This is a genomic window from Sinisalibacter aestuarii (genome assembly GCF_027923545.1).
GTDB lineage: Bacteria > Pseudomonadota > Alphaproteobacteria > Rhodobacterales > Rhodobacteraceae > Sinisalibacter > Sinisalibacter aestuarii.
In genome coordinates this window covers 33,935-54,409 of record NZ_BROH01000008.1, presented here as the reverse complement: position 1 = coordinate 54,409, position 20,475 = coordinate 33,935, and the positions used below count along the sequence as shown (strand labels likewise).

General features: G+C 66.7%; 22 protein-coding genes. 12 read left to right on the top strand and 10 right to left on the bottom strand.

Annotated elements, in window-relative coordinates; translation table 11 throughout:
• The first annotated feature begins 9 nt into the window (after window positions 1-9).
• Complete coding sequence (locus QMG28_RS13540) at window positions 10-297, top strand: hypothetical protein (RefSeq protein WP_281842850.1); 288 nt, start codon at window positions 10-12, stop codon at window positions 295-297.
• Between the two features lie 35 nt (window positions 298-332).
• Here the strand turns inward: QMG28_RS13540 and QMG28_RS13535 are convergent, their stop codons facing one another.
• Window positions 333-767: a VOC family protein gene (locus QMG28_RS13535; protein ID WP_281842849.1), complete on the bottom strand. Its 435-nt coding sequence runs from the start codon at window positions 765-767 to the stop codon at window positions 333-335.
• A 50-nt stretch (window positions 768-817) separates the two neighbouring features.
• On the opposite strand from QMG28_RS13535, the gene QMG28_RS13530 reads away from it, so the two are divergent.
• The 3 genes from QMG28_RS13530 to QMG28_RS13520 all read left to right on the top strand — a co-directional run bounded on the left by QMG28_RS13530 (window position 818) and on the right by QMG28_RS13520 (window position 3,534).
• Window positions 818-1,417 carry a TetR/AcrR family transcriptional regulator gene (locus QMG28_RS13530; RefSeq protein ID WP_281842848.1) on the top strand — a complete coding sequence of 200 codons (600 nt, stop codon included), beginning with the start codon at window positions 818-820 and terminating at the stop codon, window positions 1,415-1,417.
• A gap of 67 nt (window positions 1,418-1,484) precedes the next feature.
• Window positions 1,485-2,339 (top strand): 3-mercaptopyruvate sulfurtransferase, encoded by an 855-nt coding sequence (gene sseA / locus QMG28_RS13525; protein WP_281842847.1) that lies wholly within the window; start codon window positions 1,485-1,487, stop codon window positions 2,337-2,339.
• Window positions 2,340-2,349: 10 nt separating this feature from the next.
• Entirely contained in the window at window positions 2,350-3,534 is a 1,185-nt protein-coding gene (locus tag QMG28_RS13520) for an amino acid aminotransferase (protein ID WP_281842846.1), read from the top strand.
• A gap of 198 nt (window positions 3,535-3,732) precedes the next feature.
• Here the strand turns inward: QMG28_RS13520 and QMG28_RS13515 are convergent, their stop codons facing one another.
• Window positions 3,733-5,058 carry an ammonium transporter gene (locus tag QMG28_RS13515; protein ID WP_281842845.1) on the bottom strand — a complete coding sequence of 442 codons (1,326 nt, stop codon included), beginning with the start codon at window positions 5,056-5,058 and terminating at the stop codon, window positions 3,733-3,735.
• 35 nt (window positions 5,059-5,093) lie between these two features.
• Window positions 5,094-5,432 (bottom strand): P-II family nitrogen regulator, encoded by a 339-nt coding sequence (locus tag QMG28_RS13510; RefSeq protein ID WP_281842844.1) that lies wholly within the window; start codon window positions 5,430-5,432, stop codon window positions 5,094-5,096.
• 279 nt (window positions 5,433-5,711) lie between these two features.
• On the opposite strand from QMG28_RS13510, the gene QMG28_RS13505 reads away from it, so the two are divergent.
• The 5 genes from QMG28_RS13505 (at window position 5,712) to map (ending at window position 12,813) form a co-directional block, all read left to right on the top strand.
• Entirely contained in the window at window positions 5,712-7,892 is a 2,181-nt protein-coding gene (locus QMG28_RS13505) for a transglycosylase domain-containing protein (protein WP_281842843.1), read from the top strand.
• A gap of 100 nt (window positions 7,893-7,992) precedes the next feature.
• Complete coding sequence (locus QMG28_RS13500) at window positions 7,993-9,741, top strand: type I secretion system permease/ATPase (RefSeq protein WP_281842842.1); 1,749 nt, start codon at window positions 7,993-7,995, stop codon at window positions 9,739-9,741.
• A complete protein-coding gene (locus QMG28_RS13495) occupies window positions 9,741-11,150 on the top strand; it encodes an HlyD family type I secretion periplasmic adaptor subunit (RefSeq protein WP_281842841.1) in 1,410 nt (469 codons plus the stop codon). Before QMG28_RS13500 ends, QMG28_RS13495 begins: the two co-directional genes overlap by 1 nt.
• 44 nt (window positions 11,151-11,194) lie before the next feature.
• A complete protein-coding gene (gene sfsA / locus QMG28_RS13490; protein ID WP_281842840.1) occupies window positions 11,195-11,908 on the top strand; it encodes a DNA/RNA nuclease SfsA in 714 nt (237 codons plus the stop codon).
• 98 nt (window positions 11,909-12,006) lie between these two features.
• On the top strand, window positions 12,007-12,813 hold the full coding sequence (gene map / locus QMG28_RS13485; RefSeq protein ID WP_281842839.1) for a type I methionyl aminopeptidase: 807 nt from the start codon (window positions 12,007-12,009) through the stop codon (window positions 12,811-12,813).
• A 53-nt stretch (window positions 12,814-12,866) separates the two neighbouring features.
• Here the strand turns inward: map and QMG28_RS13480 are convergent, their stop codons facing one another.
• The 3 genes from QMG28_RS13480 to QMG28_RS13470 are packed head-to-tail and all read right to left on the bottom strand — an operon-like array spanning window position 12,867 to window position 15,273.
• Window positions 12,867-13,514, bottom strand: coding sequence for an HAD family hydrolase (locus QMG28_RS13480; RefSeq protein WP_281842838.1), 648 nt, complete (start codon window positions 13,512-13,514; stop codon window positions 12,867-12,869).
• Window positions 13,511-14,071 carry a 16S rRNA (guanine(966)-N(2))-methyltransferase RsmD gene (gene rsmD, locus QMG28_RS13475; protein ID WP_281842837.1) on the bottom strand — a complete coding sequence of 187 codons (561 nt, stop codon included), beginning with the start codon at window positions 14,069-14,071 and terminating at the stop codon, window positions 13,511-13,513. Before rsmD ends, QMG28_RS13480 begins: the two co-directional genes overlap by 4 nt.
• Entirely contained in the window at window positions 14,068-15,273 is a 1,206-nt protein-coding gene (locus QMG28_RS13470; protein ID WP_281842836.1) for an NAD(P)/FAD-dependent oxidoreductase, read from the bottom strand. Before QMG28_RS13470 ends, rsmD begins: the two co-directional genes overlap by 4 nt.
• 80 nt (window positions 15,274-15,353) lie before the next feature.
• On the opposite strand from QMG28_RS13470, the gene QMG28_RS13465 reads away from it, so the two are divergent.
• Window positions 15,354-15,839: a peroxiredoxin gene (locus QMG28_RS13465; protein WP_281842835.1), complete on the top strand. Its 486-nt coding sequence runs from the start codon at window positions 15,354-15,356 to the stop codon at window positions 15,837-15,839.
• A 152-nt stretch (window positions 15,840-15,991) separates the two neighbouring features.
• On the opposite strand, the gene QMG28_RS13460 is transcribed toward QMG28_RS13465, so the two are convergent.
• From QMG28_RS13460 to QMG28_RS13445, 4 genes are read right to left on the bottom strand one after another with little or no spacing between them, the layout of a single operon-like run.
• Window positions 15,992-16,378: a DUF302 domain-containing protein gene (locus tag QMG28_RS13460; protein ID WP_281842834.1), complete on the bottom strand. Its 387-nt coding sequence runs from the start codon at window positions 16,376-16,378 to the stop codon at window positions 15,992-15,994.
• Window positions 16,379-16,428: 50 nt separating this feature from the next.
• A complete protein-coding gene (locus QMG28_RS13455; protein ID WP_281842833.1) occupies window positions 16,429-17,598 on the bottom strand; it encodes a GNAT family N-acetyltransferase in 1,170 nt (389 codons plus the stop codon).
• 33 nt (window positions 17,599-17,631) lie between these two features.
• A complete protein-coding gene (locus QMG28_RS13450; RefSeq protein ID WP_281842832.1) occupies window positions 17,632-18,393 on the bottom strand; it encodes a glycerophosphodiester phosphodiesterase family protein in 762 nt (253 codons plus the stop codon).
• A gap of 2 nt (window positions 18,394-18,395) precedes the next feature.
• On the bottom strand, window positions 18,396-18,857 hold the full coding sequence (locus QMG28_RS13445) for a RidA family protein (RefSeq protein ID WP_281842831.1): 462 nt from the start codon (window positions 18,855-18,857) through the stop codon (window positions 18,396-18,398).
• A 145-nt stretch (window positions 18,858-19,002) separates the two neighbouring features.
• Here QMG28_RS13445 and QMG28_RS13440 point away from each other — a divergent pair, with 145 nt between their 5' ends.
• Both QMG28_RS13440 and QMG28_RS13435 read left to right on the top strand, forming a co-directional pair.
• Window positions 19,003-19,734: a competence/damage-inducible protein A gene (locus QMG28_RS13440; RefSeq protein ID WP_281842830.1), complete on the top strand. Its 732-nt coding sequence runs from the start codon at window positions 19,003-19,005 to the stop codon at window positions 19,732-19,734.
• On the top strand, window positions 19,731-20,474 hold the full coding sequence (locus tag QMG28_RS13435; protein ID WP_281842829.1) for a GNAT family N-acetyltransferase: 744 nt from the start codon (window positions 19,731-19,733) through the stop codon (window positions 20,472-20,474). Before QMG28_RS13440 ends, QMG28_RS13435 begins: the two co-directional genes overlap by 4 nt.
• The last annotated feature ends 1 nt before the right edge of the window (window position 20,475 follow it).

Here is a 20,475-nt window from a genome sequence, read left to right as displayed (position 1 = left end):
GAAGGACGCATGGAACAGCTTATCATCAGCCTGATCTCTGGCGCGGTCGGCGGCAATCTCGTCGGCGGCGTCGCGAAAAACCTCAGCCTCGGCACGCTGGGCAACTCGATTGCGGGCATCGTCGGGGGCGGCCTCGGCGGGCAGCTTCTGACCATGATGGGCGCAGGCGGGCTGGCAAGCGCCGCCGATGGCGGGCTTGACGTGGGCTCCATCGTCGGCTCGATCGCCTCGGGCGGCGTCGGCGGCGGCGTGATCATGGCCGTGATCGGCGTCATCAAGTCGATGATGGCAAAATAACAGATCGGGCCCCGGCCCGGCGCCGGGGCCTGCCCTCACGCGCCGGTCTCGTTCTCCCAGCGGCGTTGCATCTCCTCGGGCGCGACTGCCTCGATCTCCTGCGCCAGCGTCCAGCGGTGACCGAACGGATCGACGAGGGTCGCCGTTCTCTCACCAAAGCTGTGATCGGCGGGCGCGCGCAGAACCAGCGCGCCCTCGGCTTCGGCCCGCGCCACGGTGGCATCCACATCGTCCAGCGCCAGGTGCAGCGTCACCGGCGTGCCGCCGATAGAATCGGGCGAGAGCGCGCCGAAATCGGGATATTCATCCGCCAGCATGAACCGGGCCGCACCGATGGTCAGCTCGGCATGGCCGATGCGCCCGTCGCCCGGATCGGTCATGCGAAAGTCTTCCTCTGCGCCGAAAGCCGCGATGTAGAAAGCGATGGCCGCCTCGGCATTGCCGACAACGAGATAAGGCGTGAGCGACATGGCGGGCCTCCTTGCATTGCGCACACAATTACGTTACGTATCGTAAAGAAATGAGTCAAGACCCGGCCATATCCCCCACCCGGCGCGGTCGCCCGCCCAGCCGCGCCGCGCGCGACAAGGCATTGACGGCGGCACATGCGATCCTGATGCATGAAGGCTTCGGACGGCTCAGCATCGAGGCCGTTGCCCAGCGCTCAGGCGTGGGCAAGCCGACGATCTACCGCCATTGGGCCAATGCGTCCGAACTGGCGATGGAGGCGCTGATGGCCGGATTTCCCGCCACCGGCGGCGCGGGCGAGTCCGGGCTGGAGGCCGCGCTCACCGCCCAGATCGCCGCGCTGGTGCGGGCCTTTGCCACCACCCGCGGACGCCAGATCGCCATGGCGCTCGCCACCGCCGACCCCGAGAGCGAGTTCACCCGCGCCTTCCGCAACCGCGTGATCCTGTCGTCGCGCGAGGCGGGGCGGACGCTGATCGCCGAGGCCGCCGGACGGGGTGAGATCGCACCGCCCGGCGAGATCGAGGTGGTGCTCGACATGATCTATGCCCCGCTGCTCTACCGCCTCCTTGCCGGGCACCAGCCGCTCGGCCCCGGCCTTGCCCCGGCCCTCGCCGCCGGCGCGATGCGGCTTCTGGGCCCGCCCGGCTGACAGGCATACCCCTTGCCTCCCCCGGCCTCTGTGAGTAGGCAGTTGCGTGGAAAGCGGAGGGGAGTCCATGGCGTATAACGACCCGAAAACACTGGTTTCGACCGATTGGCTCGCCCGCCATCTCGACGATGCCGATCTGCGCCTGCTCGACGCCTCCTGGTTCCTGCCGACGGTGGACCGCGACCCGAAGGCCGAATACGAGGCCGCCCATATTCCCGGCGCCCGTTTCTTCGACATCGACGAGATCGCCGATCTGCGCTCACCGCTGCCGCATATGCTGCCACCGGTCGAGAAATTCATGAGCCGGATGCGCGCGATGGGCGTGGGCGACGGGCACCAGGTGGTGGTCTATGACAGCGCCGGCATCTTCTCGGCTCCGCGCGTGTGGTGGACCTTCCGCTATTTCGGCAAGACCAGCATCGCCGTGCTCGATGGCGGGCTGCCGAAATGGCAGGCCGAGGGCCGCCCGGTGACCGACGCCGCGCCGGTGATCCGCGACCGGCACATGACCGTGCACAAGCAGTTCGACATGGTGAAGGACGTCACCGAAGTGGCCGCCGCCGCCAAGCTCGGCGGCTGGGAAATCATCGACGCCCGCGTCGCCGACCGTTTCCGCGGCGAGGCCCCGGAACCCAGGCCCGGCCTGCGCATGGGCCATATCCCCGGCTCGAAAAACGTGCCCTGGATGACGCTGCTCACCGAGGACGGTACGATGAAATCGCCCGGCGAGCTGAAGGCGCTGTTCGAGGCGGCGGGGGTGGATCTGTCGAAACCCGCGATCGCCTCCTGCGGCTCGGGCATCAACGCCGCGATCCTCGACCTTGCCCTTACCCTGATCGGCCATGAACGCCACGCCGTCTACGATGGCGCATGGGCCGAATGGGGCATGTATAACGACCTCATCGTCGCAACCGGAGAATAGGAATCCTCCCATGTTTGAACACCTCCACGAGCTGCCCGCCGACAAGATCATCGCGCTGATGGCCGAGTTCCGCGCCGATCCGCGCGAGAACAAGGTCGATCTCGGCGTGGGCGTCTACAAGGACGCGTCCGGCAACACCCCCGTGATGCGGGCGGTGAAGGAGGCCGAAAAGCAGCTCTGGGAACGCGAAACCACCAAGACCTATACCGCCCTGGCAGGCGACCCCGCCTTCGGCAAGGCGCTGTCCGGCCTCGTTCTGGGCGACGCGGTCGAAGACAGCCGGCTCGCCCTCGCCGCCCAGCCCGGCGGCACCGGGGCGATCCACCAGGCGCTGGAGCTGATCCGGATGGCGACGCCGGACGCCACCGTCTGGCTCTCGGCCCCGACCTGGCCGAACCATCCCTCGATCATCCGGCATCTCGGGATGAAGATGACCGAGTACCGCTATTTCGACGACGAAAACCGCGCCGTCGATTTCGCCGGCATGATGGAAGATCTGGCCGGCGTGAAAACGGGCGACGTGGTGCTGCTGCACGGCGCCTGCCACAACCCCACCGGCGCCAACCTCACCCTGCCGCAATGGGATGAGGTGGCGACGCTCCTGGAGGAAAAAGGCGCGGTGCCGCTGATCGACATCGCCTATCAGGGCTTCGGCGACGGGCTGGAGGAAGACGCGGCAGGCACCCGCCTCATCGCCGCGCGCCTGCCGGAAGCGATGATCGCGGCTTCCTGCTCGAAGAATTTCGGCCTCTACCGCGAGCGCACCGGCCTGCTCATCGCCATGGCGCCGAACGCGAAATCGACGGCGCTGACCCAGCAATCCCTCGCCCATCTCAACCGGCAGAACTTCTCCTTCCCGCCCGATCACGGCGCGCGGCTGGTGCAGATGATCCTCGACGATCCGGCACTCAGGGCCGACTGGGCAGGCGAGCTGGAAGACGTGCGCAAGAGCATGCTCAACCTGCGCACAAAGCTCGCCGACGCGCTGCGCAGCCGCACCGGGTCCGACCGGTTCGGCTTCATCGCCGAGCATCGCGGCATGTTTTCCCGCATCGGCGCAACGCCGGAGCAGGTGGCCTATATGCGCGAGAAACACGCCATCTACATGGTGGCCGACAGCCGGATGAACATCGCCGGCCTCAATGAACGCACCATCGACATCCTGGCCGACGCGATCGTTGACGCGGGCGTCTGACGCCCTCTCCGAAAACGAAGCGAAACGCCGGGGCGGGAAAACGCCCCGGCGTTTCGCTTCTCTGTTCTTCAAATACCTCGGGGGGTCACAGGGGGGCAGCGCCCCCCTCCGGCAAACCTGCGCGGCGCAGCCGCTCCGCAAAAAAGCCCGGGCGCGAACGCCCGGGCCAGTTATCACACGGCTGGTATGGAAGGAACGTTAGCCGTTGGTGAATTCGGGGTAGGCTTCCATCCCGAGCTCGGCGCGGTCGAGGCCCATCGCCTCGTCTTCTTCCGAGACGCGGATCCCCATGACCGCTTTCAGGATGAACCAGACCACCAGCGAGACGATGAAGACGAAGGCGGCGACGATCACGATCGAGATCAGCTGGCCTCCGATGGTCGCGTCGGAGTTGGTCAGAACCACGGCGATGGTGCCCCAGATGCCGGCGAAGAGGTGCACCGGGATGGCGCCGACCACGTCGTCGATCTTGAGCTTGTCGAGGAACGGCACGGCGAAGACCACGATCACACCGCCCACGGCGCCGATCAGGGTGGCGGCACCCAGGCCCGGGGTCAGCGGCTCGGCGGTGATCGAGACAAGGCCCGCGAGAGCGCCGTTGAGCACCATGGTCAGGTCGACCTTCTTGTAGAGGAGCTGGGTCAGGATCAGCGCGGCGAGCGCGCCACCGGCAGCCGCGGTGTTGGTGTTCGAGAAGATCCGCGAGATGTCGGCGACGTTGCCGGCGGTGTCCATGTAGAGCTGCGAGCCGCCGTTGAAGCCGAACCAGCCGAGCCACAGGATGAAGGTGCCGAGCGTGGCCAGCGTCAGGTTCGAGCCCGGGAAGGCGTTAACCTTGCCGTCCTTGCCATATTTGCCGATACGCGGCCCGAGCACGATGGCACCGGCAAGCGCGGCCCAGCCACCGACCGAGTGCACCACGGTCGAACCGGCGAAGTCGAGGAAGCCGAAATTGGCGTCAAGGAAGCCGCCGCCCCATTTCCACGACGCCTGGATCGGGTAGATCAGGCCGGTGAGGACGATGGTGAAGATCAGGAAGGGCCACAGCTTGATGCGCTCGGCCAGGGTACCCGAAACGATCGAGGCGGTGGTGGCGCAGAACATCAGCTGGAAGAAGAAGTCCGAGCCGACCGACGCATAGGTGAGGTCGGTGTCGGGCGAGCCGCCCACCGGCTCCAGCGAGGTCAGCGAGAAGGCGCCGAGCACGTTAGTGATGGTCCAGCCATCGCCCGGATACATCAGGTTGTAGCCGATGAGGTAATACATGATCGCCGCGATGGCGAAGAGGGCGATGTTCTTGGTGAGCTGCATCGTCACGTTCTTGGAGCGCACGAGGCCCGCTTCGAGCATCGAAAAGCCCGCGCCCATCCACATGACGAGGAAGCCCGTCACCAGGAACATGAAGGTGGTGAAGATATAGCCGATCTCTTCATTCGGCGGCGTCATGTCCGCCTCTTGCGCGAAGCCGAGGGTGGGCAGAAGCACCACCGCGGCCGCGAGGGGAAGGAATTTCTTGAGTTGCATCGGTCTTTTGTCCTTTTGTCTCGTTCCGGCCGGGCTCAGAGCGCGTCGCCGTCGGTTTCGCCGGTGCGCACCCTCAGGGCGCTGTCGACATCCAGGGTGAAGATCTTGCCGTCACCGATCTTGCCGGTCTGGGCCGTCTTCGCGATCGTCTCGACGACCTGCTCGGCGAGCGCATCGGCGACGACGATTTCGAGTTTCACCTTGGGAACGAAATTCACGGCATACTCGGCGCCGCGATAGATTTCGGTGTGGCCCGACTGCGTGCCGAAGCCCTTGATTTCCGTCACCATCATGCCGCGCACGCCGATGGAGGTGAGCGCCTCGCGCACCTCCTCGAGCTTGAACGGCTTGATCGCTGCAATGATCAGTTTCACGTGTTTCCCCTTTTGCCAGAAGCGAGGCATCCCCCGCGCGATTACGAAGACAGCCAAGCCCCTCGCACCGCGCTCTCTCAAGAAAACGAGGGGGGGCGTTTGCACGAAAAACAGGCAATACGTCGGTTTTTCCGCAACCGCGTGGCGATTTGCCTGTTTTTTGGGCGATGAAAAGATGTGCAGGCCGCACCCGATCACAATGCGGGGAGCGCTTCCCCCTCGTCTTGGCGCCACCGAGTCGCTATGGTCGCGCAAAACAGAGCAGGTCGGAAAAGACACATGGCACAGAATGGTTCCCGGCGGCCGCCGCTGGTGGCGGACAAGCGCTATCCGGGCGCGGCTGGCAAGAAGAAGCCGGCCAAGTCTCCGCCGCCGAAGAAGCCCCGAAAGCCGAAGCGCCGCACCGCCAAACCGCCCAAACGGACCCGTCCGTTTTTCATCGCCTGGCCGCTGGCGCTGATCCGCTGGCTGTTCCGGCTCGGTTTCAAGCTGACTGTCGTCGCCCTGCTGGTGGTCGGCCTGCTCGTGGCCGGGGGCGTATTTTACTTCTCCTCGACCATGCCGCCGCTCTCCTCGCTCGTCGATGGAAGGGCGCAGGGCTCGGTGACGATGATGGACCGCAACGGCGAGATCTTCGCCTGGCGCGGCGACCAGTTCGGCGGGATCGTTACCGCCGACACCGTCTCGCCCGCGCTGAAGAACGCCGTGGTCGCCACCGAAGACAAACGCTTCTACAACCATTTCGGCGTCAGCCCGCGCGGCATCGCCAGTGCGGTGCGGATCAACCTGTCCGAAGGCCGCGGCCCGCTCTCGGGCCATGGCGGCTCGACGCTCACCCAGCAGGTCGCCAAGCTGCTCTGCCTCGGCGTGCCCTTCGATCCGGCCGGCGGGATGACCGAAGCCGAATACGAGGCCGATTGCCGCGAAAGCTCGCTCTGGCGCAAGATCAAGGAAGCGGTCTACGCGACGGCGCTGGAGGCGAAGTTTTCCAAGGACGAGATCCTCACCATCTACCTCAACCGCGCCTATCTCGGCGCCGGGGCCTATGGCTTCGAGGCGGCGAGCCAGCGCTATTTCGGCAAATCCGCCGCCGATGTGCGCCCGGCCGAAGCGGCCATCCTCGCCGGCGCGCTCACCGCCCCCAGCCGCTACGATCCCACCAACAACCTGCAACGCAGCTGGGACAGGGCGCTGACCGTGCTGCGGCTGATGGAGGACCAGGGATATCTCACCGCCCAGCAAGCGGCCTATGCCCGCGAACATCCGGCCGAGCTTTCGGAGGCCGCCGAGGCGCGGGCGGGCGGCTACTTTGCCGATTGGGTGATGTCCTCCGGCCCGTCCTTCCTCACCCGCGACACCACCGAAGACGTGATCATCCGCACCACCTTCGACCAGGATATGCAGCGCGCCGCCGAAGAGGCGCTGGCCTGGGTATTCGACAACAAGGTCAGCCCGGGATCGAAGGCGCAGGCCGCCATCGTGGTGATGAGCGCCGATGGCGCGGTGCGCGCGATGGTGGGCGGGCGCAAAACGAAGGTGTCGGGCGCGTTCAACCGGGCCACGCAGGCGCTGCGGCAGACCGGCTCCAGCTTCAAGCCCTTCGTCTACGCCACAGCGCTCGATCTCGGCTGGCGCTATGACAGCCTGATCGAAGATGCGCCGTTCTGCATGAGCATTCCCGGTTCGGGCCAGTGGTGCCCGACCAATTACGACAACCAGACCCGCGGCTGGGTCACCCTCACCGACGCGCTGCGCAATTCGCTCAACATCCCCGCCGTGAAGCTTTCCGAGGCGGTGGGGCGCGAGAATGTACGCACCGTCGCCTCGATGTTCGGCATCCAGTCGGACCTTGCCGCCGGCCCGGCGCTGGCCCTCGGCGCATCGGAATCGACCCTGCTGGAAATGACCGGCGCTTATGCCGGCATTCTCAACGGCGGCTCCTCGGTCACACCCTACGGGCTGATCGAACTGCGGCTGCTCGGCGAGAGCACACCGCTCATGGAACAGGCCGGCGGCATCGGCGAACGGGTCATCACCCCGCAGGCGGCGGAGCAGCTGATCTATATGATGAGCCGTGTGGTCACCGATGGCTCGGGCCGCCGCGCCGCGCTCGACGCCCACGAAGCAGCCGGCAAGACCGGCACCACCACCGCCGCACGCGACGCCTGGTTCCTCGGCTTCACCGCCGATTACGTGGCCGGGGTTTGGATGGGCTATGACGACAACACGCCGCTCACCGGCGTCACCGGCAGCGGCCTGCCCGCGGAGATCTGGCACGAGACGATGGCGCGGGTGCACGAAAACCTGCCCGCGCATCCCCTGCCGATGATCCGCCCGGACGCGCCGCCGACCGTCGAGTCCGGCACCCGACAGCCCGGAATCGGCGGTCCAACGCGCACACCGGCTGGAGAAGACTCGCTTCTGGGTGTACTTCGGTCCATTCTCGGTATTGAAGGGTAAAAAATTTACATCCCGTAGGATAAGCTGACGCCACAGGCCGATCGTCTGTGGACGAGAGATTGCAAAACGACATAATTGAAAAAAGACAGGCGCACGCGGAATGACCCCAGCCCAGAAAGAAAAAGGCGAAAGTGAGCTTCGCGGCATACGGCGGGAGAGCCGTGCGCTGTTCTGGGCGGCGGCGATCTTTTCCGTCTTCGTCAACATCCTCATGCTCACCGGCCCGATCTACATGCTGCAGATCTATGACCGGGTGCTTGGCTCACGCTCGGAAGCCACGCTGATCGCCCTCACGCTGCTGATGGCGTTCTTCTTCCTGATCATGGGTGTGCTCGACTATGCCCGGGGCCGCGTGCTCGCCCGTATCGGCGCCACCTTTCAGGCCCGGCTCGACCGCCGGGTATTTTCCGCCGTGCTCCGGCGCGAAGCGGTGGCCGCCGGCACCGGCCAGCGCACGACGAACACGCTGCGCGACCTCGAATCGGTGCAGCGGCTGCTGTCGTCGCCCGTTTTCGCCGCCGTGTTCGACATTCCCTGGACGCCGATCTTCCTGGCCGGCATCCTGATCTTTCACCCCTATCTCGGCTATCTCGCGCTGTCCGGCGGTGCCGTGCTGGTGTTCATCACCATTCTCAACCAGTTGCTCACCTCCGGCCCCGTCACCAGCGCCAACACCGCCACGATGAAGGCTGACCAGCTGGCCGAGCAATTGCGCGGCGAGGCCGAGATGGTGCGCGCCCTCGGCATGTCCGATTCCGCCTTCGAACGCTGGCACCAGGCCCGTGCCGCCAGCCTGAACGATACGATCCTGTCATCCGACCGGGCCGGCAAGTTCGCCGCGATCTCGAAGACGTTCCGGATGTTTCTGCAATCGGCGATGCTCGGTCTTGGCGCCTGGCTGGTGCTGCGCGGCGAACTCAGCCCTGGCGCGATGATCGCCGGGTCGATCCTGCTGGGCCGCGCGCTCGCCCCGATCGACATGGCCATCGGCCAGTGGCAGCTCGTCCAGCGGGCCCGCCACGGCTGGCAGCGGCTCGTCGAACTGCTGAGCGAAGTGCCGCCGGAAGCGCCCCGTACCCGGCTGCCGCGCCCGCGCGGTCTGCTCAAGGCCGAAAACCTTACCGTGGTGCCGCCCGGCCAGTCGCAGGCTTCGCTCAGGATGATCAACTTCGAGGTGCATCCCGGCGAGGCGCTGGGGATCATCGGTCCGTCCGGCGCCGGTAAATCCTCGCTCGCGCGCACGATCACCGGCGTCTGGCGCCCCGCCGGCGGCAAGATCCGGCTCGACGGCGCGGCGCTCGACCAGTTCGAGCCCGCCACGCTCGGCCAGCATATCGGCTATCTGCCGCAGCGGGTGCAGCTTTTCGACGGCACCATTGCCGAAAACATCGCCGGGCTGTCGATGACACCGGACGATGCGGCGGTGGTGGAAGCGGCGAAAAAGGCCGCCGCGCATGAGATGATCCTGCGCCTCCCCGACGGCTATGACACCAAGGTCACCGGCGGCGGCGGGATGCTCTCGGGCGGCCAGATGCAGCGCATCGGCCTGGCCCGTGCGATGTATGGCAACCCGGTGATCCTGGTGCTCGACGAACCCAACTCCAACCTCGACAACGAGGGGTCGCAGGCGCTCAACACCGCCGTGCGCGAGGTCAAGGCGCAGGGCGGCGCGATCCTGATCATGGCCCACCGGCCCTCGGCCATCACCGAGTGCGAGCTTCTGCTGGTGCTCGATCACGGCATGTCGAAAGCCTTTGGCCCGCGCGACGAAATCCTGAACCGCACGGTACAGAACGCCGAAGCGATCCGCTCGACCGTGGCGCAGGGCAAATCGGGCGGGGTGAGCTGATGAACAAAGACGCAAACAAACCCGCCAGCCAGGTGCCCCATACGAAGGTGAGCAAGGATGTGCTGGTGCTCGGCAACCCGCAGAACCGCGAGAGCGCGACCGAGGCGCAGGTGCTCAAGGCATGGTCGGCGCGCGGGCCGGTGATCCTCGGCATCCTCGCGCTCGTCGTGCTGGTGGGGGGCTTCGGCACCTGGTCGGTGCTCTCCAACATCGCCGGCGCCATCGTCGCCAACGGCGCGATCGAGGTGGAGCAGAACCGGCAGGTCGTCCAGCACCCCGATGGCGGCGTGGTCGACGAGATCCTGGTGCGCGAAGGCGACATCGTGGAAGCCGGGCAGGTGCTGATCCGGCTCGACCCCGAGCGGCTGAACTCGGATCTGACCATCGTCCAGAGCCAGCTCTTCGAACTGATGGCCCGCCGCGGCAGGCTCGAAGCGGAACGCGACGGCAGCGATGCGGTCACCTTCAGCGATGACCTGCTGGCCGTCGCCGCAAGCAGCCCCGACGTGGCCGAAATGCTGGAGAGCAATCGCAAGCTCTTTTCGCAGCGGCGCGACAACCTCGCCGCCTCGGTCGAGCAGCTAGGCAAGCGCAAGGCGCAGATCGCCTCGCAGATCGAGGGGCTCGATGCCCAGCTCAACGCCTTGCGCGAACAGATCGCCTTCATCCAGGAAGAACTCACCAACCAGACCACCCTGTTCGAGCGCGGGTTGACGCAGCAAAGCAGGGTGCTGGCGCTGGAACGCGAAAAATCCAGCCTGGAAGGGTCATCTGGCGAGATTGTCGCCGCGCGCGCCCAGGCCGAAGGTCGGATTACCGAGATCGAAATCGAAATCATCCGCATTCAGGCCCAGAGCCGGGAAGAGGCGATTGCCGAACTGTCCGAGCAGGAGGGCCGCGAGCTGGAACTGGCCGAACGCCGCCGGGCGCTTCTCGAACAGCTCAACCGGCTCGACATCCGCGCCCCGCGCTCGGGCGCGGTTCACGAGCTGCGCGTTTTCGGCGAACAATCGGTGATCCAGCCCGCGCAGCCGGTGCTCTATCTCGTGCCGCAGGACCAGCCGCTGATCATCGGCCTGCAGATCGAAACGATCCATGTCGACCAGGTCCATGCAGGCCAGGACGTGGCGCTGCGCTTCGCCGCCTTCGACACGCGGCGCACGCCGGAAATCCTCGGCCGGGTGATTTCCGTCTCGCCCGACGCGATCCAGGACGAGCGCACCGGGCAGAGCTATTACCGCGCCCGGGTCGAGATTTCGGAAGGCGAGATCGAAAAGTTGCCGGAAGGGTCGGTGCTGATCCCCGGCATGCCTGTGCAGGCCTATCTGCAAACCGGCGAGCACAGCCCGATCGCCTACCTGATGAAGCCGCTGGCGGACTATTTCAACACCGCGTTCCGCGAGAACTGAGGCGGGCGGTGGACATTCTCCACCGCCGCCCCCATCTTCGCCGGATGGACTTCGCATCCCCCCTCGTACCCGCCACACTGATCCGCCGCTACAAGCGTTTCCTCGCCGATTGCCGGCTGGATGACGGCAGTGAAATCACCGCCCATTGCGCCAATCCCGGCTCGATGATGGGCCTCGCCAATCCGGGTATGCGGATCTGGCTCGAACCCAATGACGACCCGAAGAAAAAGCTCAGATACGGCTGGCGGCTGGTCGAGCATCATGACGGGCATTTCACCGGGGTCGATACCTCGGTGCCGAACCGGATGCTGAAAGCGGCGCTGGAGGCGCGCGAGGTGCCCGCGCTCGACGCCTACACCGATGTGCGCGCCGAAGTGAAATACGGCGAGAAAAGCCGGATCGACTTCCTGCTTTCGGCGGAGAACCTGCCCGACGCCTATGTCGAGGTAAAATCCGTCACCCTCTGCCGCCGCCCCGGCATCGCCGAGTTTCCCGACGCAAAGACCGAGCGCGGCGCGCGGCATATGCTGGAACTGGCGCTGATGGCCAAGCAGGGGCACCGCGCGGCGGTGTTCTTCCTCGTTCAGCGCACCGACGCCAGCGAAGTGCGGATCGCCGAAGACATCGACCCGCGCTATGCGCAGGCCTTCCTGACCGCCTATGGCGCCGGGGTCGAGGTGATCGCGCATTCCACCAACATCTCGCCCAAAGGCGTGACGCTGGGGCCGCAGCTTCCCGTCGCGCTCCCGGTCGCCTGACCGGCACAGGCCCGCACCGAGAGGCAAACCGCCTCATGCACTGGTCCTTAGTGGCGTTCTGTCCTATCTAGAGGCCGAAGACAGCAAGGAGAGGCGCATTGGATACGCGCGGCCGCATCACCCGGGACGGTATTCGCATCTACGAAGACGCGGATTTTGAAGGCATGCGCAAGGCGGGGCGGCTGGCGGCCGATATCCTCGACCGGATCATCCCGCATGTTCAGCCCGGCGTCACCACCGGCGAGCTCGACAAGCTGGTCGAGACCTGGGTCGAAGAAGCCGGAGCAACCTCGGCCACCATCGGCTACAAGGGCTACAAGCACGCCACCTGCATCTCGCTCAACCACGTGGTCTGCCACGGCATCCCGTCCGACAAGAAGATCCATGACGGCGATATCCTCAACATCGACGTAACCGTGATCCTCGATGGCTGGTTCGGCGACACGAGCCGGATGTATGTGGCGGGCAAGCTGCCGCGCAAGGCCGAACGGCTGATCGAGATCACCCACGAGGCCCTGATGCGCGGGATCGAGGCGGTGAAGCCCGGCAACACTTTCGGCGATATCGGCTACGCGATCCAGAGCTTCGTCGAGGCGAACCGGATGAGCGTGGTGCGCGATTTCTGCGGTCATGGGCTCGGGCAGGTGTTCCACGCGCCGCCCAACGTGCTGCATTACGGCCGCCCCGGTAAGGGACCGGTGCTGGAAGAGGGCATGTTCTTCACCATCGAACCGATGGTGAACCTGGGCCGGCCCGAAACCAAGGTGCTCGCCGATGACTGGACGGCGGTCACCCGCGACAAGTCGCTCTCGGCCCAGTTCGAGCATTCCATCGGCGTCAGCGCGACCGGGGCCGAGATCTTCACCCTCAGCCCGGCGGGCAGGTTCTTCCCCACCTGGAGTTGATAAGGGGGAAATGCCAGCCGGTTTTCCCCCTCTCGCCGGTTCCGCCCGCCCGTTCAGAGCCCAAGCAGGCCCGGCACCTCGTCCATCGCCACGAACACTTCGGCGCCGACCGCGCGCAAAGCCGCGCCATTGCCGGCAGCCGCATAGCCCAAAGTGCGCATCCCCGCCGCCACCCCGGCGCGGCAGCCGGTGGGGCTGTCGTCGATCACCACGCAACCGGCCGGGTCCGCGCCCAGCGCCCGCGCGGCGTGCAGATACAGCCCCGGATCCGGCTTCGGGCAAGCCAGCTCCTGCCCGGAATAAAGCCGGTCTTTCACCCGGCGCCAGACCTCCGGGTGCTGACTCAGCGTCGTCGTCATCTTTTCGGTGGTGCCGTTGGAGCCCACAGCATAGGCCACGCCCGCAACGTCGAGCGCATCGAGCAGGGCGACAACCCCTGCAATCAGCGGCGTGCCTTCGGCAAGCTTTGCATAGAGGCGGCGGTAATGCCGCGCCACCCAATCCTCAGGCAGCACTGCCCCCAGCTTTGCCGCCTGCACCGCGACCGAGGCCATCGTGCCACCGACGAAGAGCCGGTGCACATCCTCCACCGACATCTCCAGCCCATGTGCCGCCAGATCGTCGCGCAACAATGCGTGGCCGACAGGTTCGCTATCGACCAGCACGCCGTCGCAATCGAACAGAACCGCCGCCGGTCTCACGCCGCCTCCAGCAGGTGAATCACCGTGTCGCCGTAGCGCCGTTGATCGAGGAGCGTCAGCCCGTCGGGCGGCGCGATCGCGGCGCTTTCCTCCCAGACCACCAGCGCACCGGGCGCGATCCAGCCGCCCGCCAGCGCCGCCGCCAGCGCCGCCTCGCCCAGCCCCTTGCCGTAGGGCGGATCGCAAAATACCAGCGCGGCGGGCGCGCCGGTGCTGGCGCCGGGCCGGGTGGCGTCGCGCGTCACCAGTGTGGCGCGCGGCCCGGCCCCGCATTTGGCGATGTTGTCGCGAATCAGCCGCTGGGCGGCCCGGCCGTCATCCACAAAGGTCGCGTGACGCGCCCCGCGCGACAGCGCCTCAAGCCCCAGCGCCCCGGTACCGGCAAACAGATCGAGCACCTCCGCCCCGCTGACCGGATCGCCAAAGCGCCCGCCCGCGAGCATCGAGAACAGGCTTTCACGCACCCGGTCGGTGGTCGGGCGCAGATGCGCGCCCTTGTCGCCCTTGCCCACGCTTGCAAGCGCCCGGCCCCGCCATTCTCCGGCGATGATCCTCACGGCCGCAGGAGCGGTTTCAGATCGGCGCTCGCATCGGCGATCACCGCCTTGTCGGGCGATTTGCCCGCCTCGATCAGCCGCTTGCCGACCATATAGGCGCGCGAATCGTTCATCGCATCCACCGCGAGCAGCGTATCGCCCGCATAGTACCAGAAGCTTACCGCCTCACCGTCGCGCCGGGTGACGATCTCGTCATAGCCGGTATTGAGCCCGGCGATCTGCAGCTTCACGTCATACTGGTCGGACCAGAACCAGGGCTTGGCCACATAGGCCGTGCCCGCCCCCGTCATGTTGGCCGCCACCAGCTCGCCCATGTCGATGGCATTGCTCACACTTTCGAGCCGGAGCCGCCCGCCGCCCTGCGGAAACGAGGCGCAATCGCCCGCCGCCCAGATCGACGGGTCGGATGTGCGGCCCTGTTCATCCACCGCGATGCCATTGTCGATCTCCAGCCCGGCCTGCTCGGCCAGCGCCGTATCGGGCCGGATACCGACCCCGACGATGACGAAATCCACGTCGATGCTGGTGCCATCGGTCAGTTCGGCCCCGGTCACACGGGTCTCGCCGGTCAGGGCTTTCAGCCCGCAGCCTTCGCGCAGATCGACGCCGTGGCCCTTGTGCAGATCGCGGAAAAAAGCCGAGGTCTCGGGCGCGGCCACGCGCTGCAGGATGCGCTCGGACATTTCCACCAGCGTCACCTTCAGCCCCTTCTTGGCCGCCACCGCCGCCGCTTCCAGCCCGATATAGCCACCGCCGACGATCAGCACCCGCGCCCCTTCGCGAAACTGCGGCGCCATCGCATCCACATCCGCCAGCGTGCGCACGGTGTAGACGCCGTCCAGATCGCCCCCGATGGCGTTGGGCAGCCGGTTCGGCACCGAGCCGGTGGTGAGCGCCAGCATGTCATAGGCAATCGCCTCGCCATCGAGCAGGACGAGCTTGGCATCGCGCTCGATCCGCTCCACCCGGCAGCCCAGGCGCAGGGTGATGTCATGTTCACCATAGTAGCTCTCGGGCCGCAGGTAGAGCCGGTCGAGCGCCATGTCGCCCAGCAGATAGGCTTTCGAGAGCGGCGGGCGCTGATAGGGCGGCGCGGGCTCTTCACCGATCACGGTGATCCCGCCGTCAAAGCCCAGCCCCCGCAGCTTGGCGACGAGCGAAGCAGCGGCCTGCCCCGCGCCGATTACAACAACCTGGCTCATGATCGGTTTTCCCTTGTGCCTGTTTCCGCGGGAGCCTATCGCGCGGGGCAGACCACATGCAACGCGAACAGGAGAAAAGCATGACAATTGATGTAGGAGATCGCCTTCCTGAAGCCACCATGTTGAGGATTGGCGCAGAAGGCCCGGAGCAGGTGGCACTTGCCGACGTGCTCAAGGGCCGCAAGGTGGTGATCTTTGCGGTACCCGGTGCCTTCACCCCCACCTGCCACTCGGCCCATGTGCCGGGCTTCATCCGGGTGATGGAGGGGCTGAAGGAAAAAGGGGTCGACGAGGTGATCTGTCTCGCCGCGAACGACCCGTTCGTGATGCAGGCCTGGGGCGAGGCCACCGGCGCCACGGCGGCGGGCATCGCCCTGCTCTCGGATGCCGATGGCAGCTTTGCCGATGCCATCGGCATGCGGTTTGACGCGGCAGCGGCCGGCCTCTTCGCCCGCTCGAAGCGCTATGCGCTGGCCGCCGAAGACGGCGTGGTCACCGTCTGGCACCCCGAAACGGGGCGCGGCTGCGAAATCTCGGGTGGCGAGGCGATGCTGGCGGCGCTCTGACCGCCCTCTTCTTCGTTCCTGAAATACCTTGGGGGTCCGGGGGCAAAGCCCCCGGTCCTGCCGCCAGCACCCCTTCGGGGTGACGGGGCAAAGCCCCCGGTCCTGCCGCCAGCACCCCTCCGGGGTGACGGGCAAAGCCCCCGGTCCTGCCGTCAGATCGCCGCGACGACCTTTTCCATCATCCCGCGCACCTGGCCGGCAACATCTTTGAGCGCATCGTTGTCGATCCCGGCCATCGAGGCCAGCGGGTCCACCGCCGACACCTCGACGCCGCCTTCGACGCCGCGCAGGATCACGTTGCAGGGCAGCATCGCGCCCACTCTCGGCTCAAGCCCGATCGCCTGATAGGCCATGCCGGGGTTGCAGGCGCCAAGGATGCGGTAATCGTCGAGATCCTTGTCGATCTTCTTTTTCATCGTCGCTTTCACGTCGATCTCGGTCAGCACGCCAAAGCCGTTGGCGGCCAGCGCCTCGCGGGTGCGTTTGTCGATTTCTTCAAAGTCGGCACCGGGGAAGGTGCGGTCGATGGTGTAGCTCATGCGTTCCTCCATATTCGCTTTTCCGAATGTGGGCTGCCGCCGCGCTCCGGTCAACCGGGGCCGCGCCGGAATGGCCCCATCGAGGTGAGAATCTCGATATCCTCGTCCACCGCTTCGGCCTCGCGCGCGACGAATTCCTCCACCGCCTTGCGAAACCCCGCATCGCCGATCCAGTGCAGCGAATAGGTGGCCACCGGCAGATAGCCGCGTGCAAGCTTGTGATCGCCCTGCGCCCCCGCCTCGACCCGCTCAAGCCCGTGCGCGATGGCGAAGTCGATGGCGCGGTAATAGGACAGCTCGAAATGCAGGAAAGGGTGATATTCGCTTTGCCCCCAATACCGGCCAAAAAGCGCATCGCGCCCGATGAAATTGAGTGCGCCCGCTACCGGCACCCCGCCGCGCATGGCCAGAACCAGAAGCACATCGTCGGCCATCGTATCCTGCACGATGTCGAAGAAGGCGCGGGTCAGGTAGGGGCTGCCCCATTTGCGGCTGCCGGTATCCTGGTAGAAGCCCCAGAATGCGTCCCAGTGTTCCGGGCGCAGATCGGCGCCGGTGAGGCTCACGATCTCGCCGCCGAACGCCTCCGCGCCGCGCCGTTCGCGCCGGATCGCCTTGCGCTTGCGCGACGAGAGCGACGCAACAAAGGCGTCAAAATCGGCATATCCCCGGTTTTCCCAATGGTATTGCGTGCCGAGGCGGCGGATCAGGCCCATCGCCGCGCCCGCGATGGCCTCGTCCTCGGTGCAGAAGGTAACATGGAGCGACGATAGCTCGGAGCCCGCCGCCACCTGCACTGCACCCTGAACCAGCGCCGCCATGCCCTGCGCCTCATGGCCGGGCCTGACCAGAAAGCGCCGCCCGGTGGCGGGCGTGAAGGGCACGGCAATCTGCAGCTTGGGGTAATAGCGCCCGCCCGCGCGTTCCCAGGCATGGGCCCAGGAATGGTCGAACACATATTCGCCCTGGCTGTGGCTCTTGGCATACATCGGCGCGGCGGCGATCATCTCGCCGTCCAGATGGGCGGTGATGTAATGCGGCTCCCATCCGGTGCCTGGGCCGACCGAGCCCGATTGCTCCAGCGCGAACAGGAAGCGGTGAGTGGTGAACGGGTCGATGGGGCGCGCGCTCCCCTCCGGCGCGGCGCAGGCATCCCATGCCTCTGCCGCGATCCCGGCAAGGCTGTCATGCAGGCGGATTTCAATCTGCGCGTCACTCATTCGGCGGCATTGGAACGGGGCGGCCCGGAGCCGTCAAGCCGGCAGCGCGGCGGCGTAGCCTTCGAAGGTGATGTTATCGGCCACTTCACGGGCTTTTGTCTCCATCTCGGGTGAGGTGACCGTCCAGCACAGCACCGGCACGCCCCGGCGCTTCAGCGCGGCAACGCGCGGGCTGGCCAGATCGGCCACGTCGTGGCTGATGAAACTCGCCTGCGCAGCGTCGAAATCCTCGATCCCGGCCAGCCGGGCACGCAGATCGGCGGGCAGGGCGCGCGTCTCCTCATCGTCGAAATCGTAGGTGGTGAGGCCGCGCGGCACGCCGGGCGCAAGCGCGGCCATGCGCGCCACCACCTGCGGGTTGAACGACATCACCGCCACCGGCCCGGCATAGCCAGAGAGCGCCCGCGTCACATCTTCCTCCAGCGAGGCGATGCCGCGCGGGCGCTGGTGGCTCTGGGCTTTGATCTCGATCAGCAGGGGCGCCCGCCCGGCCACCAGGGCCAGCACCTCGTCAAGCGTCGGGATCCCCTCATCGCCGCCGGAAATCGGGATCTGCCCAAGCTCCGCCGCCGTGCGGGCATGGACATGCCCCTGCGCCCCGGTCATCCGGCCCAGCACCGGGTCGTGAAAAACCATCGCCACGCCATCGGCAGCAAGTTGCACGTCGATCTCGATCCCATAGCCCGCCGCGACGGCGGCCGCGATCGCCGCGCGCGAGTTTTCCGGCCGCCCGGCGGCAAGGTCGTGATAGCCGCGATGTGCGAGCGGCCGGAGCAGGAACGCCTCGGGCAGCATGATCAGCCGATCTGGAAGATGCCCTCGATCTCCACCGCCACGCCAAAGGGCAGGCTCGCCGCCGACACCGCCGAGCGCGTGTGCCGCCCCGCATCGCCCAGCGCCTCGACGAGGAAATCGGAGCACCCGTTCACCACCTTCGGCTGGTCGCCGAAATCGGCGGTGGAATTGACAAAGCCGGTCAGCTTGACCACCCGCACCAGCCGGTCCAGATCGCCGCCGCAGGCCGCCTTGAGCTGCGCGAGCAGGCCGATGGCGCAGGTCCGCGCCGCCGCCGCGCCTTCTTCCACGCTCATGTCATCCCCGAGCTTGCCGGTGATGAAAGCGCCGTCTTGCATCGAGATCTGGCCGGACACGAAGACAAGATCGCCGACAATGGCCCAGGGCACGTAATTCGCCGCCGGCGCGGGCGCATCGGGAAGGGTGACGCCAAGCTCGGCAAGGCGGTCTTCATATGTGCTCATGGCAGGTCCTTTCGGGGCTGTTTCGCCGGCGACGCTACAGGGGTTGGCCGGGCAGGTCCATGACCCGCAGCCGCGAAAAGAGAACAGTTCAAGCCAGTGCGAAACTGCTCTAATCTGGAGCACACGAACAAGACCGGGAGCGCCAATGCCAAATCCAACCGCCGCCATGCTGGTGATCGGAGACGAGATTCTCTCGGGCCGCACCCGTGACGTGAACCTGCACCACCTCGCGGGCAAGCTGACGCTGCACGGGATCGACCTGCGCGAAGCCCGCGTGGTGGCTGACGTGCAGGCCGACATCGTGGCGGCCCTGCGCGACTTGTCGGCGCGTTACACCCATGTATTCACCTCCGGCGGCATCGGGCCGACCCATGACGACATCACCGCCGATGCGGTGGCGGCGGCCTTCGAGGTGCCCATCGGCGTGCGCGACGATGCGCGCGCGATCCTCGAAGAGTTCATCGCCGCGCGCGGCAGCGAGGTCACCCCGGCCCGGCTCCGAATGGCGCGCATTCCCGAGGGTGCCCGGCTGATCGAAAACCCGGTCTCCGCCGCGCCCGGCTTTTCGCTCGGCAATGTGCATGTGATGGCCGGCGTGCCGAAGATTTTCGAGGCGATGCTGGATGGCCTGCTCGCCACACTCGAAGGCGGCAAGCCACTGCTCAGCCAGACGCTGCGGGTGGAACTGCCGGAGGGCGATATCGCCGGGCCGCTGAGCGATCTCGCCGCGCGGCATCCGGGCCTGTCAATCGGCTCCTACCCGTACAGCCATCAGGGCGTTTTCGGGGCGAATATCGTCGTGCGCGGCCAGGACGGGGCCGAGGTCAGCGCGGCGATGGTCGAACTCGGGCGCCTCTTTCCGGGAGCCACCGTATGACCCGGCCCCTGCACCTGCCCGATGCCGCGAAGCTGCTGGAGGTTTGCGAGGTGACATGGCCACCGGCCGCGCGCCAGCATCTCGGCGCCTGGACGATCCGCGACGGTCAGGGCGGCGGCCAGCGGGTATCCGCCGCCACGGAAGACTGGCCGGTCACCGATGCCGATCTGCCCGCCGCCGAGGCCGCGATGCTGGCGCTGGGGCAGGAACGGCTGTTTCAGGTGCGCGAAGGCGAGGAAAAGCTTGACGCGCTCTTGGCGGATCGCGGCTACACGATGCGCGACCCGGTGAACATCTGGGCCATCGACGTGGCCCGACTCACCGCCGAGCCGATCCCGCGCGCGACCGCCTACACGATGTGGCCGCCGCTCGAACTCACCCGCGAAATCTGGGAAGACGGCGGTATCGGCGCGGCACGCCAGGCGGTGATGGAGCGGGCCGATTGCGAGAAAACGGCGATCCTCTCCCGGGTCGGCGACTATCCCGGCGGCGCGGCCTATGTCGGCCTGCATGACGGCATTGCCATGATCCACGCGATCCACGTTCTGCCGTCGCAGCGGCGCCAGGGGGCGGCCACGCTCCTCTTGCGCGCGGCGGCGAAATGGGCGCAGGGCCATGGCGCGCAGGTGTTGAGCCTTTTGGTGACCGAGGGCAACCACGCCGCCAACCCGCTCTATGCCGGCATCGGAATGACCCGGGTCGGCCATTACCATTACCGCGTTCGCCCGGAAGGGGCCTGAT

Excerpts from the sequence above, each read along its gene's own strand:
- QMG28_RS13540 (WP_281842850.1), top strand. The coding sequence starts at position 10 with ATGGAACAGCTTATCATCAGCCTGATCTCTGGCGCGGTCGGCGGCAAT.
- QMG28_RS13535 (WP_281842849.1), bottom strand. The coding sequence starts at position 767 with ATGTCGCTCACGCCTTATCTCGTTGTCGGCAATGCCGAGGCGGCCATC.
- QMG28_RS13530 (WP_281842848.1), top strand. The coding sequence starts at position 818 with ATGAGTCAAGACCCGGCCATATCCCCCACCCGGCGCGGTCGCCCGCCC.
- sseA (WP_281842847.1), top strand. The coding sequence starts at position 1,485 with ATGGCGTATAACGACCCGAAAACACTGGTTTCGACCGATTGGCTCGCC.
- QMG28_RS13520 (WP_281842846.1), top strand. The coding sequence starts at position 2,350 with ATGTTTGAACACCTCCACGAGCTGCCCGCCGACAAGATCATCGCGCTG.
- QMG28_RS13515 (WP_281842845.1), bottom strand. The coding sequence starts at position 5,058 with ATGCAACTCAAGAAATTCCTTCCCCTCGCGGCCGCGGTGGTGCTTCTG.
- QMG28_RS13505 (WP_281842843.1), top strand. The coding sequence starts at position 5,712 with ATGGCACAGAATGGTTCCCGGCGGCCGCCGCTGGTGGCGGACAAGCGC.
- QMG28_RS13500 (WP_281842842.1), top strand. The coding sequence starts at position 7,993 with ATGACCCCAGCCCAGAAAGAAAAAGGCGAAAGTGAGCTTCGCGGCATA.
- QMG28_RS13495 (WP_281842841.1), top strand. The coding sequence starts at position 9,741 with ATGAACAAAGACGCAAACAAACCCGCCAGCCAGGTGCCCCATACGAAG.
- sfsA (WP_281842840.1), top strand. The coding sequence starts at position 11,195 with ATGGACTTCGCATCCCCCCTCGTACCCGCCACACTGATCCGCCGCTAC.
- QMG28_RS13470 (WP_281842836.1), bottom strand. The coding sequence starts at position 15,273 with ATGAGCCAGGTTGTTGTAATCGGCGCGGGGCAGGCCGCTGCTTCGCTC.
- QMG28_RS13465 (WP_281842835.1), top strand. The coding sequence starts at position 15,354 with ATGACAATTGATGTAGGAGATCGCCTTCCTGAAGCCACCATGTTGAGG.
- QMG28_RS13460 (WP_281842834.1), bottom strand. The coding sequence starts at position 16,378 with ATGAGCTACACCATCGACCGCACCTTCCCCGGTGCCGACTTTGAAGAA.
- QMG28_RS13455 (WP_281842833.1), bottom strand. The coding sequence starts at position 17,598 with ATGAGTGACGCGCAGATTGAAATCCGCCTGCATGACAGCCTTGCCGGG.
- QMG28_RS13450 (WP_281842832.1), bottom strand. The coding sequence starts at position 18,393 with ATGCTGCCCGAGGCGTTCCTGCTCCGGCCGCTCGCACATCGCGGCTAT.
- QMG28_RS13445 (WP_281842831.1), bottom strand. The coding sequence starts at position 18,857 with ATGAGCACATATGAAGACCGCCTTGCCGAGCTTGGCGTCACCCTTCCC.
- QMG28_RS13440 (WP_281842830.1), top strand. The coding sequence starts at position 19,003 with ATGCCAAATCCAACCGCCGCCATGCTGGTGATCGGAGACGAGATTCTC.
- QMG28_RS13435 (WP_281842829.1), top strand. The coding sequence starts at position 19,731 with ATGACCCGGCCCCTGCACCTGCCCGATGCCGCGAAGCTGCTGGAGGTT.